Genomic DNA, 14,084 nt, shown 5'->3' with positions numbered 1-14,084 from the left:
CGTCGCTAGACCCAAGCCTCAATTCTGTTGGGGAGGGTCCTTTGTCCAAAGACCTGCGCGCTGAGACCATTTTTCGCCCGGCGGACCACGTCGCCATCATCATGGACGGCAACGGTCGCTGGGCCACGAACCGCGGCCTGCCGCGTCTTGTCGGGCACCGCAAGGGGGCCGAACGCGTGCGCCAGATCGTGCGCGCGGCACCCGGCCTCGGCATCCGCTGGCTGACCCTCTACGCCTTCTCCACCGAGAACTGGAAACGCTCCACCGAAGAGGTCCTCGGCCTCATGGCGATCTTCGCGCGCTATATCGAACGCGAGGCCGACCGCCTTGCCGGTGAAGGCGTGCGGATGCGCTTCATCGGTGAACGCAGCCGGCTCGACCCCAAGCTGCAGCGCCTGATGGCCGGGATCGAGGCGCGCACCGCCGGCAACGACCGGCTGAACCTGACCGTCGCGATCAACTACGGCGGTCGCGACGAGATTGTCCGCGCCACCCGCAAGATCGCCGAAGAGGTGGCCAACGGCCTCCTCCGCCCCTCCGACCTGACGGAAGCCGCCCTTGCCGCGCGGCTTGACACCGGCGGGCTGCCCGACCCCGACCTTGTCGTGCGCACCAGCGGCGAGACGCGCACATCGAATTTCCTGCCGTGGCAGGCGGCCTATGCCGAATACGAATTCACCGAGACGCTCTGGCCCGATTTCACGCCCGACGAACTTGGCGCGATGATCAACCGCTATTCCAACCGCGAACGCCGGTTCGGCGCCGTCATCGCATGACATCAGCCGGCGACCCCGACGCGCCATTACCGGACGCCGATGTCGCCGCCGAAGCTGCCGCCGAGGCTGCGGCCGCCGATCCTGCCGTCACCTCCATCCCCCCCGGCCGCCCCGTCGGGCGCTGGGCCGACCTGCGCAAGCGCGCCCTCTCGGCAATCGTCCTCGTCGCGGTCGGCGGGGCCGAGATCTGGCTGGGCGGGCCATCCTTCGCCGTCCTCGTCATCCTTCTGACCGCCGCGATGATGTGGGAACTGGCCAAGATGACCGCCCCCGCCCGCGAAAACACCCCCATCGGCCTTGCCGCCCTTGCCGCGATCAGCCTTGGCATCACCCTGATCTTCCCCGACCGGTTCACCACCGCCTTCCTCCTCGTCCCCGCGCTTGCCATCGCGCTGACCGATCGGCGTGACCGACGGCTTTCCAGCCTGTTTTCCGTTGCCATCATGGTCGCGGGCTACGGCCTCATCGACCTGCGGATGACCTCGGGCACGCCCGTTATCATCTGGCTGGTGCTGATCGTCGTCGCCTCCGACGTGCTGGGCTACTTCGTCGGGCGCATCGTGGGCGGCCCGAAATTCTGGCCCTCGGTCAGCCCGAAGAAAACCTGGTCCGGCACGGTCGCGGGCTGGGTCGGGGCGGGGCTTGTCGGCATCGGCTTCTGGGCGGCGGGCTACGGCACGCTTGCGCTCGTGCCCCTGTCGGTCGCCATCGGTTTTGCCGGGCAGATGGGCGACATCTGGGAAAGCTGGATCAAGCGGCGCTGCGGCGTGAAAGACGCCTCCACCCTGATCCCCGGCCACGGCGGCGTGCTTGACCGGTTCGACGCGCTGATCGGGGCCATCGTCGCCGTCATGGTGCTTGGCCTCGCCGGCCCGCTGCCCTTGCCGGAACTGGTTCCCTGATGCGCAGCATTTCGGTTTTCGGGGCCACCGGCTCCATCGGCGAACAGACCTTCGACCTTTTGATGCGGGCAGGCGGGCCGCAGGCCTATCGCACCGTCGCCCTGACGGCCGGTCGCAACATCGCCCGCCTTGCCGAAATGGCCCGCGCGCTGCGCGCCGAAATCGCCGTCTGCGCCGATGAGGCCGACCTTCCCGCTCTGCGCGCCGCCCTTGCCGGCAGCACAGTCGAGGCCGCCGCCGGGGCAGGGGCCATCGCCGATGCCGCCGACCGCCCCGCCAATTGGGTGATGAGCGCGATCGTCGGCGCAGCGGGCCTTGTGCCCGGCCTTCGCGCCCTGCGCCACGGCAGCACGCTTGCGCTTGCCAACAAGGAAAGCCTCGTCACCGCGGGCCCCCTCCTCATGGCCACCGCCGCCGACCACGGCGCGCGCATCCTGCCTGTCGACAGCGAACACTCCGCCATCTTTCAGGCGCTTAACGCCGAAGACATCGCCTCGGTCGAACGCATCATCCTGACCGCCTCGGGTGGTGCCTTGCGCGACTGGCCGATGACAGCCCTTGCCAATGCCACCGTGAAAGAGGCGCTGGCGCATCCGAACTGGGCGATGGGCCAGCGTATCACCATCGATTCCGCGTCGATGTTCAACAAGGCACTCGAAGTCATCGAAACGCGCGAATTCTTCGGCGTCGAACCTGACCAGATCGAGGTGATCCTGCACCCCGAATCGCTGATCCATTCGATGGTCGGCTTCCGTGACGGCGCGATCATGGCCCACATGGGCGCGCCCGACATGCGCCACTCCATCGGGTATGCACTGAATTGGCCGGTGCGCGCCGAACTGCCCGTGGCGCGGCTTGACCTCGCACAGGTCGCCACGCTGACCTTCCGCGCCCCCGACCTTGCCCGCTACCCCGCGCTGCGCCTTTGCCGCGAAGTCATGGCCGTGCGCGGCCTCTCCGGTGCCGCGTTCAACGCTGCCAAGGAAATCGCGCTCGACCATTTCCTTGCGGGCGGAATCGGCTTCATGGACATGGCAGGCGTTGTCGAAGACACGCTTGCCGACCTTTCCGGCCGGCTTCGGCTTGGAAACGCACTGCCCACCCTTGAGGATGTCGTCCAGACGGACCATCTGGCAAGGATACTCGCTGACGAAACCGCGCGACGCATCGGAAGGAACCGCTAGTTCATGGATATCTTTGCAAGTGTCGGCGGTACCGTCTGGACGGTGTTCTTTTTCATCGTAGCCCTCTCCATCATCATCTTCGTCCACGAATACGGCCACTACATCGTCGGCCGCTGGTCCGGCATCCATGCCGAGGTGTTCTCCCTCGGTTTCGGCCCGGTGATCTGGAGCAGGGTCGACACGCGAGGCACCCGCTGGCAACTGGCGGCCCTGCCGTTCGGCGGCTACGTCAAGTTTCTGGGCGACGCCGATGCCTCTTCGGTGCGGCCAGCCGATGTGTCCGGCCTGACACCCAGCGAACGCCGCCACACGATGGCCGGCGCGCCCTTGTGGGCACGGGCCTCAACCGTCGCTGCCGGGCCGATCTTCAACTTCATCCTGACCTATGTGGTGCTCGCAGGCCTCCTTCTGTGGACCGGCCTGCCGCAGCAGGAACCGACCGTGGGAAAGTTGATGCCCACCCCCTTCGTCGGCGAGACGATCAAGGAAGGCGACGTGATCGTCGCAATGAACGGGATCCCGACCCCCGACCTTGATGCCTTCCGCGAGGCGGGCGCCGCCCTGCCGCCCGACCCGGTGATCGACTACACCGTCCGGCGCGGCACCGAAGAGATCACCCTCAAAGGCCCGCATCCCTATCCGCCTCTGGTGTCGATGGTCCTGATCCGCTCGGCCGCGATGGACGCAGGGCTCAAGGAAGGCGACGTGATCCTCAAGGCCGCCGGTCAGGATGTGACCGTATTTGCGCAACTTCCGGAAATCGTGAACGCCTCCAAAGGCGAACCCGTGCCGCTGACTGTCTGGCGCGACGGCAAGACCTTCGATCTGACCCTCACCCCGCGCATCCGCGCCACCGAAGGCGAAGGTGGCGCGCTGGTCGAGAAATACCAGATCGGCCTTGCCAGCGGCCTTGTGTTCGAACCCGCCAGCCGTTCCGTGGGCGCGGGCGAACTCGTGACCCTCACCGCTACCGAGATGTGGCGCATGGTCACCACCACCTTTTCCGGCCTTGCCCACCTGATCAGCGGTCAGATCAGCACCTGCAACCTCTCCGGCCCGATCGGCATGGCCGAAACGATGGGCGACGCGGCACGCAACGGGCTGGAAAGCTTCATCGGCATGGTCGCGGTGCTGTCGCTTGGCGTCGGCATCCTGAACCTCTTCCCGATTCCGGTGCTGGACGGCGGCCACCTGGTGTTCCACGCCTACGAGGCCGTCACCCGCCGCCCACCCTCGGAACGGGCGCTGCGCGTGATGATGTCGATCGGTCTTGCGATCATCCTGTCTTTGATGGTCTTTGCCCTCACCAACGACATCTTCTGCGTCTGACCACCCAGCGCCGCAACCGGCGGATTTCCGCCGCCGACCACAACATGTGGGAAAGTTATCCACATCGACCGCAGGCTTTTGACAAGGCTGCGCTTTCCCGCTAGTCAATCGGTAGCGTTATGGAAGTACGGGGACCGATCATGCAGAACACCTTTGGCACGGCCAGCGGGCGGTCGATCCGGGCCGGAAACAGGGTGCGGCTGCTGGCAACGGCGGTTTTCCTCGGCAGCGCAACGGTTTCCGCACCGTTCCTCCAGCCCGCCTTCGCGCAGTCCTTCAGCTTTTCGAACGTGGTGGTCGAGGGCAATGCCCGCGTCGACACCGCCACCATCGTCAACTACGCAGGAATCAAGCGTGGCGACGAGGTTTCCGCCGCCGCCCTGAACGACGCCTACCAGCGCATCGCCAACTCCGGCCTCTTTGAAACCGTCGAACTGGTGCCGCAAGGCTCGACCCTCCTGATCCGCGTTCAGGAATACCCGATCGTCAACGTGATCAACTTCGAGGGCAACAAGCGCCTCAAGGACGAGGTCCTGTCCGGCCTCGTGAAATCCCAGTCGCGCCGGGTCTATTCCCCCAGCCTTGCCGAGGCTGACGCCGCCGCTATCGCCGAAACCTACCGCGTCTCGGGTCGCATCGCCGCCACCGTCACACCCAAGATCATCCGCCGCTCCGAAAACCGCGTCGACCTGGTGTTCGAAGTCACCGAAGGCCGGGTGGTCGAGGTGGAGCGGCTGTCCTTCTCCGGCAACCGCGCCTTTTCCGACCGCCGCCTGCGGCAGGTCCTGGAAACCAAGCAGGCCGGCTTTCTGCGCACCATCATCCAGCGCGACACCTTCATCGCCGAGCGTCTGGATCTCGACAAGCAGTTGCTGACCGATTTCTACCTGTCGCGCGGCTATGTCGATTTCCAGATCCTCGACGCCACCGCCGAAGTTTCGCGCGAACGTGACGCCACCTTTGTCACATTCACCGTCCGCGAAGGCCTGCCCTTCAAGATCGGCGCCACCTCCACGGTGTCCGAAGTCGAAGGCGTCGATGCCGCCGAATTCGAAGCCGTGCAAAAGATCCGCTCCGGCCAGACCTACACGCCCGCGGTGATCGAAACCAACATCACCCGGATGGAAAACCTCGCGCTCCGCAAGGGGCTCAACTTCATCCGCATCGAACCGCGCATCACCCGCAACGAACGCGGCCAGATGCTCGACGTCCAGTTCGCCATCGTCCGGGGCGAGCGGGTTTTCGTCGAACGGATCGACATTGAAGGCAACGCCACCACGCTTGACCAGGTGATCCGCCGCCAGTTCCGCACCGTCGAAGGCGACCCTTTCAACCCGCGTGAAATCCGCCAGTCCGCCGAACGCATCCGCGCGCTTGGCTTCTTTTCCGATGCGCAGGTCAACACCGAACCGGGCAGCGCCGCCGATCAGGTCGTGGTCAACGTCGATGTCGAGGAACAGCCCACCGGCTCGCTCAGCTTCGGCCTGTCGTATTCGGTTGCCGACGGTCCCGGCTTCAACATCGGGTTTTCCGAAACCAACTTCCTCGGGCGCGGGCAAAGACTGTCGCTTTCGCTGGCTTCCGGCACCGACAACCAGAACTCCGCCTTCAGCTTTACCGAACCGGCTCTGCTTGGCCGCGATCTCAGCTTCTCGGTCGGCGGCTATTACCGCACGTCCAACAGCGACAACTCGCTTTATGACACGCGCAACATCGGCCTGACCACCGGCATCGGGTTCCCGGTTGGCGATCAGTCGCAGCTTGATCTGCGCCTGCGGGTTTCGAAAGACCGGATTTCCGATTACACAGGCGACTCGCCGATCATCGAGCGAGAGATCGACCGGGGCGAGCTTATGACCGGCTCGCTTGGCTATACCTACGAATACGACACCCGCATCACCGGCCTGAACCCCAAGGGTGGCATCCTCTTGCGCTTTGGTCAGGATTTTGCCGGTCTTGGCGGCGACACCAAGTATATCCAGACCTCGGCCCTTGCGCTTGCCGAAACCAAGGTCTTGAGCGAAGAGGTGACAATCCGCAGCATCTTCGAGGGCGGGCTGATTTCCTCGCTCGGCGACGAAGGCTCGCGCGTGACGGAACGCTACTTCGGAAACGGCAAGATCCGCGGTTTCGAATCGAACGGCATCGGTCCGCGAGACGGCAGCGACAATGACGCACTTGGCGGTAACGCTTTCGCGGTCGCCCGCTTCGAAGCGGATTTCCCGCTGGGCCTGCCCGAAGAGTATGGCATCACCGGCGGTGCCTTCCTTGATGTCGGATCGGTCTGGAGCCTGGATGACACCGCTGGCCTCGCCGGTACGGTCGATGACAGCTTCAAGCCTCGCGCCACAGTCGGCTTTTCGGTGTTCTGGACAACACCTATCGGCCCGCTGCGTTTCAACTTCACCCACGCGGTGAAGAAGGAAGAGCTTGACGAAGAACAGACCTTCGATTTGACGATTTCGACCAACTTCTGATGGGCCGCGCAGCCAGCAGTCTTGGCTTGCGCGCCGCAGTTCTGGCCTTGTCGTTAAGTCTTGCGCCGTTTTGCGTGGCGGCGCAGGACGCTCAGGTTGAATCTGCGATCCTGACGCTTGATCAGGACCGCTTCTTCGCCGAATCCGCCTTCGGCAAGGCGGCCATCGCCCGCGAAGAGGCCGCGATGTCCGCGCTTGCCGCCGAAAACCTGAAGATCGAGCAGCAGTTGGAGGCCGAGGAACGCGCCCTCACGGTCAAGCGGCCAACCATGCCGACTGATGAATTTGCCGTCCTCGCAAAGGAGTTTGACACCAAGGTGAACCGCATTCGCACCGGACAGGATGCGAAATCGCGTGACATCACAAGGGTGCGCGATGCCGACCGCCAGCGGTTCCTGCAATCCGCCGTGCCGGTGCTGGGGGAACTTCTGGCCGACCAGTCCGCCGTCGCGATCATCGACAAGGGCGCAATCATCCTCTCGCTTTCGGCCATTGACGTGACCGACCTTGCGATCCAGCGCGTCAACGCTGTTCTGGGCGACGGCAGCGACATGCCCCCCCCCGATCCAGCCTCCCCCGATCCGGGCCCCCCCGATCCGGCCCCCGCCGATCCGCCGCCAGCACCGTGACGGCCCAACTTGTCACCTGCACCGCGACTTGCTAGCTACAAGGTTCAGGTGTGAAGGCGCGCCAGCCGCCGGGGAAACGAAGGAAACCATCATGGACGCAAGCGCCGCCACAACCGCCGATCTGGATCTGATCCAGCGGATCATCCCGCACCGCTACCCGTTCCTCTTGATCGACAAGGTGCGCGACATCGTTTTGAACGAAAGCTGCGTCGGCATCAAATGCGTGACGTTGAACGAACCGCAGTTTCAGGGCCACTTTCCCGGCATGCCGATCTTTCCCGGCGTGATGATCATCGAGGCGATGGCGCAGACCTCCGGCATCCTCGTCGGCCTGTCGATGGACCTCGTCGACAAGAACGCCAAGGTGTTCTTCATGGGCGTCGACGGTGTGAAATTCCGCCGCAAGGTGGTGCCGGGTGACGTGCTGGAGCTGCACGTGCGCGCCCTGCGCGGCGGCGGCAAGGTGTGGAAATTCGAAGGCCACGCCAAGGTCGAGGGTGAACTGGCCTGCGAGGCGACGTTCATGGCCATGTTCGACGTGCCAAAGGCATGACCATCCATCCCAGTGCCACGATCCACCCCTCGGCGGTCGTCGAACCCGGCGCGCATGTCGCCGAAGGCTGCCAGATCGGCCCCTTCGCGCTGATCGGCCCCGAGGTGACCCTCGGCCCCCGCGTCACGGTGAAATCCCATGCCGTCCTTACCGGCTGGACCGATGTCGGCGAAGACAGCGTCATCTTCCCCTTCGCCACCGTGGGCGAGGTGCCGCAAGACCTGAAATACGCCGGCGAACGCACCCGCCTGACCATCGGCGCCCGCTGCCGGATCCGCGAGGGCGCCACGCTCAATACCGGCACCGAAGGCGGTGGTGGCGTGACGCGGGTGGGCGACGATGTCCTCATCATGACCGGCGCGCATGTCGGCCACGATGCCCAGATCGGCAACCGCGTGATCCTGGTGAACAACGTCGCCATCGCCGGCCACTGTGTCCTTGGCGACGATGTCATCGTTGGCGGCCTGTCGGGCGTGCACCAATGGGTGCGCATCGGGCAAGGCGCCATCATCGGCGCCGTCACTATGGTCACCAACGACGTCATCCCCTACGGCCTCGTACAAGCCCCGCGCGGCGAACTTGACGGGCTGAACCTCGTCGGCCTGAAACGCCGGGGCGTCGACCGTGGCAACATCACCGCCCTGCGCGCCGCCTACCAGATGCTTGCGCAAGGCGAGGGCACTTTCCTTGACCGCGCCCGCCGCCTTGCCGACGAAACCGACAGCCCCCATGTCCGCGAGATGACCGATTTCATCCTGTCGGCCTCGGACCGCAGTTTCCTGACGCCCAAGGGGGCCAAGTGACCACCGCGCTGATCGTCGGCACCGGCTCTCTGCCACGCGCCCTGACGCAGGCGATGCCCGACCGCCCGCTGATCGCCGCCTTCGACGCCTTCACCCCTGACGGCGTCGACGTCGATCTGCGCTTTCGCATCGAACGCCTCGGCCCCTTCCTGCGCGATCTGCAAGATCGCGGCATTACCCGCGTTGCCTTTGCCGGTGCGATCCACCGCCCCCGACTTGATCCGGCCCTGATCGACCCCTTCACAGCCGAGCTTTTGCCCCCCCTGATCGTCGCAATGCGGGGCGGCGACGATGGCGCGCTGCGCGCCGTGCTGGCGATCTTCGAAGACGCTGGTTTTGCCATCGCAGGCGTCGGCGACCTTGCGCCAGACCTTCTGCCCGCCGCAGGCTTCCTGCAAGGTCAGGCCACCCCGACCGACACCGCCGATGTCACCCGCGCGGCCACCATCGTCGCTGCCTTGGGCGCGGTCGACGTGGGGCAGGGGGCGGTTGTCCAGCAGGGCCTCTGCCTCGCTGTCGAGGCGCTTCCGGGCACAGACGCCATGCTGCGCTCTGTCGCAAGCCTTCCCGCCACGCTCCGCCCTGATCCCGCCCAAGGCAGAGGCGTGTTCTACAAGGCCGCCAAACCGGGGCAGGACCTGCGCATCGACCTGCCCACCCTTGGCCCCGGCACGCTGCACCTTGCCGCCGAGGCCGGGCTTGCCGGTATCGCGTGGCAGGCGGGTCATGTCATCTGCCTTGATCCCCCTGCGATGACCGCCCTTGCCGCCAAGCTTGGGCTTTTCCTCTGGTCGCGGCCGTGAAATTCTTTCTGATCGCGGGCGAACCTTCGGGTGACCGCCTTGGTGCCGCGCTGATGCAGGGCTTGAAGACCCTGCACCCCGGCGTCCGCTTCGAAGGCATCGGCGGCCCGCTGATGCAGGCCGAAGGGCTGACCAGCCTCTTCCCGATGGAAGAATTGTCCATCATGGGCATCGCCGAGGTCTTGCCCAAGTATTTCGCCCTGAAACGCCGCATCGCGCAATCGGCCGCAGCCGCCCTTGCCGCGAACCCCGCCGCGATGGTCACTATCGACAGCCCGGATTTCTGCCTGCGCGTCGCCGCCATCGTCAAGGCCGCGCGGCCTGATCTGCCCACCATCCACTATGTCGCCCCCTCGGTCTGGGCCTGGCGACCCGGGCGCGCGGCCAAGATGGCAAAGGTCATCGACCACGTCCTTGCCCTTTTGCCGTTCGAGCCGCCCTACATGACTGCCGCCGGAATGACCTGCGATTTCGTCGGCCATCCGGTCGTGGCCGAACCCCTCGCCACGGCTGAGCAAACCGCTCTGATGCAGGGCGACGGCCCGCTCCTTCTTGCGCTGCCAGGCTCGCGCAAGGCCGAAGTCACCCGCCTCGCCCCGGTGATCGGCGAAACCCTCGCCGCGATCAAGGCGGTGCATCCCAACCTCCGCGTTGCCCTTCCCACCGTTCGCCACGTCGCGCCCTTGGTGCGCGACCTGTCGCAAGGCTGGCCCGTCGCCCCGCAGATCATCGAAGACCCCGCCCTGAAACGCGCGGCCTTCGCCGCCGCCGATGTTGCCCTTGCCGCCTCCGGCACCGTGTCGCTGGAACTCGCCGCCAATGACTGCCCGATGGTCATCGCCTATGACATGAACCCCATCACCTATTGGCTGATGCGTCGCGCCGCGTTGATCGACACCGTGACCCTCGTCAACCTCGTCTCGGAAAGCCGCGTGGTGCCGGAATTTCTTGGGGATCGGTGCCGCGCCGACCTGATTGCTCCGGCGCTGCTGGCGCTGATCAAGGACGGCTCGGCGCAGACCGACGCCATGCGCTTGACGATGGAGCGCCTTGGCAAGGGCGGCGAGCCGCCCGGCCTCAGGGCGGCCCGTTCGGTGCTGAAGGTCGTCGCGCCAGAGGGTGGCGCCTGACCAGCGCGCAAAGGCTGGAACGAGAATCCCGCCTCAGGCCAGCTGACGAGCCGTTGCCGCCAGATGCAGCCCCTCGTCATCCAGAATCAGCGACAGTTCGCGCGTGCCACTTGGCTTGCCGATCTGCCCGGTCGCGCGGCCATAGGTGCAGGCCACGCCGACAATCGCGAACGCCTCGGCCTCAAGGTCCGCCACGCCCGCACCGCTTGCACCCAGCGAAATCGCCGTCTCGCGCAGAACCGCATTTGGCAACAGCGCAACCCCGCCACGGTCGATCACCGCGACAAGGGCGGGCAGGTGGCGCAGCAGGGCCGCAGTCAGCTTGATGCCCCGCACCCGGTTCAGGGCGGATTGCGCATCGGCCAGCGTCAGTTTGCGGTGCAGGGTGGCAGGGCTTGCAGGATATGGCACAGCCGTGGCGGAATGAACCGCCGTCATCATCTGGGTCATCAAATCACTCCGAGAATAAAGGTCGTCTGCCTTCGAAAATACGAAGGTATTGCGATCATGGCCGAAGCGGCCCGATGTGGCAAGTCCGGTGTTTCTGACCTCGCGGTTCGCTTGTCAGGGGGCGGCGTTGACGATCTCCAGCACCTTCGGCATCAGCGCGGGCATCTTGTCGTTGATCAGCTTCATCACGCCGGGTTGCTGCGCCTGCGTCAGTTGCGGCAGCTTGGCCATCACCGACCGGCCCTCCGGCGTGGCATAGAAATCCCGCAGCGCGGTGATTTCCTCCATCGTCATCATGTCGGCCATCAATCCGGCCTGTTCCTGCATCAGTGCGGCCATCGGTGCGGCGAAGGTGTCCTTGTAAAGCGTGTCGATCTTGCTGCGTTGTTCGGGCGTGACGGTGACGCCGCTGCCTTCGACCTGTTGCACGACCGGTGCCCACATGGTGGCTATCAGCGCGTCCATGTCGAAATCCGCCAATGCCATCGTGACGTACTCCTGCGCCACCTTGACGCGCTCGTCCCGCTCATCAGCCATCGCGCCGAAGGGCAGCGATACAAGCGCAAGGGTCAGAAGAAAGCACCGCATCAGGCATCCAATCGTTGACAGAAGATTAATGGGCGATCCAAGTCATTGAAATCATTGGATCGAAAAAATGTCCCACCGTGGGACACCCTCACCGACCCTTCCAGATCCAGCCGCCCCCAAAGACCCGCCCGCCCTCAGGCGCATAGAAAACCGCCGCCTGACCGGCCGACACGCCGTCCTCCGGCACGATCAGCTCCACCTCCGCCTCGGTCTTCGAAACGGGCCTGATGATCGCCTCCCTCGGTGCGCGGGTGGACCGGACCTTTACCTCAAGGTTCCACTCCGCCCGGCTGTCGAACGCCTCATCTCCCAGCCAGTTGATCTCCCTGACCGGAATGATCCGCGTCGACAGCGCCTCCTTCGGCCCCACAATCACCCGCCGCGTCTGCGGGTCCAGCCGCACCACATACAAAGGCTCGCCCAACCCGCCAATCCCCAGCCCCTTGCGCTGCCCGATCGTGTAGTGGATCACCCCCCGGTGCATCCCCAGCACATTGCCCGCCAGATCCACGATCTCTCCCGGATCGGCAGCCCCCGGCCGCAGCTTCTCGATCACCGCCGCATAGTCGCCGTTCGGGACAAAGCAGATGTCCTGACTGTCCGGCTTGTCCGCCACCGGCAACCCATACCGCGCCGCCAGCGCCCGCGTCTCCGCCTTCGACGCCAGATGGCCGAGCGGGAAGCGAAGGTAGTCCAACTGCTCCGCCGTGGTCGAGAACAGGAAATACGACTGATCCCGCGCCGCATCCGTCGCCTGATGCAACTCCGCTCCGCCGACACCCACCTTGCGTTGGATATAATGCCCCGTTGCCATGCAGTCGGCTTCCAGATCGCGCGCCGTCGCAAGCAGGTCCTTGAACTTCACCCGCTCATTGCAGCGGATGCATGGCACCGGCGTCGCCCCCGCCAGATAGGCATCGGCAAACTCCTCGATCACCGCCTCGCGAAAGACGTTCTCGTAATCGAGCACGTAATGCGGAAACCCCATCGCCTCCGCCACCCGCCGCGCATCGTGAATATCGCGCCCCGCGCAGCAAGCCCCCTTCTTCGCCAGCGCCGCGCCGTGGTCGTAAAGCTGCAGCGTCACGCCGACGACGTCATAGCCCTCTTCCGCCAGCATCGCCGCCACAACCGAACTGTCGACGCCCCCTGACATGGCGACGACAACGCGCGTCTCGGACGGAGGCTTCGGCAGTCCAAGAGAATTGAGCGGCAGGTCGCGCGGCATGGAGAATTTCCTGATAAAGGGAATGATCGGGAATATATGAAAATGCCAAGCACTCTCAACCCCTCGTTTCAGGATTGATTAAGCCTGAACCGCCACTCTCTTCGAAAATCAGCGAGGGTTCAGTCATGTATCTCAAACGCGTCGACGGGCCGCGCCAGGTAACCTTGCCGGATGGCTCGGTGATTACACGCGCCGATCTTCCGGCAGCGGATACCTCGCGCTGGGTTGCCAGCCGCAAGGCTATTGTCGTGAAAGCAGTGATCTTCGGCCTAATCTCGCAGAAGGAGGCGCTGGAACGATACGCGCTTTCCGAGGAGGAGTTTGCGCTTTGGCGCTCTGCCGTGGAACGCCACGGAGAGCAGGGCCTCAAAGTCACAGCCATCCAGAAATACCGACAACTTTAGATTGTTTATTGCTCGCTTCCTGTCAAAGTAACACTCGGTTAACCATTGCAAAGCAAGGGTATTAACGATGAACATAACGGAGCGGAGTTTCCAACGATGCGCATTCTGCTTGTAGAAGATGACCCGACAACCTCGCGCAGCATCGAGCTAATGCTCACCCATGCCAACCTTAACGTCTACTGCACCGACATGGGCGAGGACGGGATCGACCTTGCAAAACTGTATGATTACGACCTGATCCTGCTGGACCTGAACCTGCCCGACATGAGCGGACATGAGGTTTTGCGCCAGCTTCGTCTGTCAAAGGTCGAAACGCCGATCCTTATACTTACAGGCTCGGACGATACGGAAAACAAGTTGAAGGGCTTCGGCTTCGGGGCTGACGATTATATGACCAAGCCTTTTCACCGCGAGGAACTGGTGGCCCGCATCCACGCCATCATCCGCCGGTCGAAAGGGCATAGCCAGTCGATCATCAGGACCGGTCAGGTTGCCGTCAACCTAGACGCCAAGACGGTTGAGGTGGAGGGCAAGTCGGTTCATTTGACCGGCAAGGAATACCAGATGCTGGAGCTGTTGAGCTTGCGCAAAGGGACCACGCTGACGAAAGAAATGTTCCTCAATCACCTTTACGGCGGCATGGACGAACCGGAGTTGAAGATCATCGACGTGTTCATCTGCAAACTGCGCAAGAAACTGTCGGAGGCGACCGGCGGGACGAATTACATCGAAACCGTCTGGGGACGGGGCTATGTCCTGCGCGATCCGGTATCGTCGTCGCAAACCGTGCCGCGTCTGGCAGCAAGTGCCTGACCTTTACCTCGGGTC

15 protein-coding genes are annotated in these 14,084 nt (G+C 64.4%); 12 read left to right on the top strand and 3 right to left on the bottom strand.

From position 1 onward, the window contains the following. The first annotated feature begins 41 nt into the window (after positions 1-41). The 10 genes from uppS (at position 42) to lpxB (ending at position 10,586) form a co-directional block, all read left to right on the top strand. Positions 42-776, top strand: a complete 735-nt coding sequence (uppS, locus tag ACROUL_RS13645) for a polyprenyl diphosphate synthase (RefSeq protein ID WP_431300011.1) — start codon at positions 42-44, stop codon at positions 774-776. Then, positions 773-1,678 carry a phosphatidate cytidylyltransferase gene (locus ACROUL_RS13640; protein WP_431300010.1) on the top strand — a complete coding sequence of 302 codons (906 nt, stop codon included), beginning with the start codon at positions 773-775 and terminating at the stop codon, positions 1,676-1,678. Before uppS ends, ACROUL_RS13640 begins: the two co-directional genes overlap by 4 nt. Continuing rightward, entirely contained in the window at positions 1,678-2,862 is a 1,185-nt protein-coding gene (dxr, locus tag ACROUL_RS13635; protein ID WP_431300009.1) for a 1-deoxy-D-xylulose-5-phosphate reductoisomerase, read from the top strand. The genes ACROUL_RS13640 and dxr overlap by 1 nt, the downstream gene beginning before the upstream one ends. A 3-nt stretch (positions 2,863-2,865) precedes the next feature. Continuing rightward, a complete protein-coding gene (rseP, locus tag ACROUL_RS13630; RefSeq protein WP_431300008.1) occupies positions 2,866-4,191 on the top strand; it encodes an RIP metalloprotease RseP in 1,326 nt (441 codons plus the stop codon). A 140-nt stretch (positions 4,192-4,331) separates the two neighbouring features. Continuing rightward, the gene (gene bamA / locus ACROUL_RS13625) at positions 4,332-6,668 is read left to right on the top strand and encodes an outer membrane protein assembly factor BamA (RefSeq protein WP_431300007.1); all 2,337 of its coding nucleotides are present in this window, start codon (positions 4,332-4,334) and stop codon (positions 6,666-6,668) included. Continuing rightward, on the top strand, positions 6,668-7,297 hold the full coding sequence (locus ACROUL_RS13620; protein ID WP_431300006.1) for an OmpH family outer membrane protein: 630 nt from the start codon (positions 6,668-6,670) through the stop codon (positions 7,295-7,297). Before bamA ends, ACROUL_RS13620 begins: the two co-directional genes overlap by 1 nt. A 91-nt stretch (positions 7,298-7,388) precedes the next feature. Continuing rightward, positions 7,389-7,850 (top strand): 3-hydroxyacyl-ACP dehydratase FabZ, encoded by a 462-nt coding sequence (gene fabZ, locus ACROUL_RS13615; protein WP_431300005.1) that lies wholly within the window; start codon positions 7,389-7,391, stop codon positions 7,848-7,850. Next, entirely contained in the window at positions 7,847-8,653 is an 807-nt protein-coding gene (gene lpxA, locus ACROUL_RS13610; protein WP_431300004.1) for an acyl-ACP--UDP-N-acetylglucosamine O-acyltransferase, read from the top strand. Before fabZ ends, lpxA begins: the two co-directional genes overlap by 4 nt. Beyond that, a complete protein-coding gene (locus tag ACROUL_RS13605; protein WP_431300003.1) occupies positions 8,650-9,456 on the top strand; it encodes an LpxI family protein in 807 nt (268 codons plus the stop codon). Before lpxA ends, ACROUL_RS13605 begins: the two co-directional genes overlap by 4 nt. Continuing rightward, entirely contained in the window at positions 9,453-10,586 is a 1,134-nt protein-coding gene (gene lpxB, locus ACROUL_RS13600) for a lipid-A-disaccharide synthase (protein WP_431300002.1), read from the top strand. Before ACROUL_RS13605 ends, lpxB begins: the two co-directional genes overlap by 4 nt. A gap of 33 nt (positions 10,587-10,619) precedes the next feature. Here the strand turns inward: lpxB and ACROUL_RS13595 are convergent, their stop codons facing one another. The 3 genes from ACROUL_RS13595 to mnmA all read right to left on the bottom strand — a co-directional run bounded on the left by ACROUL_RS13595 (position 10,620) and on the right by mnmA (position 12,852). After that, positions 10,620-11,036 (bottom strand): hypothetical protein, encoded by a 417-nt coding sequence (locus tag ACROUL_RS13595; protein ID WP_431300001.1) that lies wholly within the window; start codon positions 11,034-11,036, stop codon positions 10,620-10,622. Positions 11,037-11,150: 114 nt separating this feature from the next. Continuing rightward, positions 11,151-11,624, bottom strand: a complete 474-nt coding sequence (locus ACROUL_RS13590) for a DUF2059 domain-containing protein (RefSeq protein WP_431300000.1) — start codon at positions 11,622-11,624, stop codon at positions 11,151-11,153. 88 nt (positions 11,625-11,712) lie between these two features. Beyond that, positions 11,713-12,852: a tRNA 2-thiouridine(34) synthase MnmA gene (gene mnmA, locus ACROUL_RS13585; protein WP_431299999.1), complete on the bottom strand. Its 1,140-nt coding sequence runs from the start codon at positions 12,850-12,852 to the stop codon at positions 11,713-11,715. A gap of 125 nt (positions 12,853-12,977) precedes the next feature. Between mnmA and ACROUL_RS13580 the strand changes: the two genes are divergently transcribed. Together ACROUL_RS13580 and ctrA are read left to right on the top strand one after the other, a co-directional pair. Continuing rightward, a complete protein-coding gene (locus ACROUL_RS13580; protein ID WP_431299998.1) occupies positions 12,978-13,256 on the top strand; it encodes a DUF1153 domain-containing protein in 279 nt (92 codons plus the stop codon). Positions 13,257-13,352: 96 nt separating this feature from the next. After that, complete coding sequence (gene ctrA / locus ACROUL_RS13575) at positions 13,353-14,069, top strand: response regulator transcription factor CtrA (protein ID WP_431299997.1); 717 nt, start codon at positions 13,353-13,355, stop codon at positions 14,067-14,069. Positions 14,070-14,084: the final 15 nt, after the last annotated feature.

Source organism: Tabrizicola sp. BL-A-41-H6, from assembly GCF_050632395.1.
In the GTDB taxonomy this organism is placed as follows: Bacteria; Pseudomonadota; Alphaproteobacteria; order Rhodobacterales; family Rhodobacteraceae; genus JAUYQR01.
This window is presented reverse-complemented; position numbering and strand designations above follow the sequence as displayed.